The sequence below is a fragment of the Butyricicoccus faecihominis genome (genome assembly GCF_014648015.1).
Classification (GTDB): domain Bacteria; phylum Bacillota; class Clostridia; order Oscillospirales; family Butyricicoccaceae; genus Agathobaculum; species Agathobaculum butyriciproducens.
Map to the genome: position 1 here is coordinate 172918 of NZ_BMQH01000003.1, position 683 is coordinate 173600.

At 56.4% G+C, this 683-nt stretch carries 2 pseudogenes; both read left to right on the top strand.

The features are described from left to right. Positions 1 to 448: pseudogene (locus tag IEY11_RS04130) on the top strand (phage replisome organizer N-terminal domain-containing protein); the annotation flags it as partial. Next, positions 445 to 683, top strand: a pseudogene (locus IEY11_RS04135) (ATP-binding protein); the annotation flags it as partial. The pseudogenes IEY11_RS04130 and IEY11_RS04135, both read left to right, overlap by 4 nt.

Sequence of the window (683 nt, forward strand, 5' to 3'; positions counted from 1 at the left end):
ATTCTACATGAGCAACATCGAACTTTTAATCGGCCAGTCCTCTACCGAGGCCGAGCGAAAGCGGGCTGCAAGGCTTCAAAATAAGGCTCTTTCTGCGCCCCGGACAAACGGCGGACATTTGTCCGACATTCGTCCACCAGAGATAGAGATAGAGTTAGAGAAAGAGATAGAGATAAAGAGAGAGATAGAGAAGGGACGCTCCGCCCGCGCCTATGGCCGTTACCAGAATGTTTTCCTGACGGACGAGGAAATGGCAGATTTGCAGGCCAGTTTTCCCACTGTATGGGGCCAGTACATCGAAAAGCTGTCCGAATACATGGCCTCTACCGGTAAGCGGTATCAGAGCCATGCCGCCACCATCCGGCGCTGGGCCGGTGAGGACGCGAAAAAGGCGGCCCCGCCCACCCGCAACCGGGATTACAGCGTAAAGGAGGATGAAACCGTATGATGGAGATTACCGCAGAAATCAGGGCGCTGATCGACAAGGCAGCCGCCGGTGTGGAACTGGCCGGGGACGAGTACATAGACCCGGCAGACGGCCTCATTCACTGTAAGAAATGCGGCGGCCAGAGGCAGACTGTTGTGCCATGCTTTGGAAAACCAGGCTACTTCATGCCCCGCTGTATCTGCCAGTGCCAGCGGGAGGCCGAGGAACAGCGCAAGACTGCTGAAGAACGGCAGCG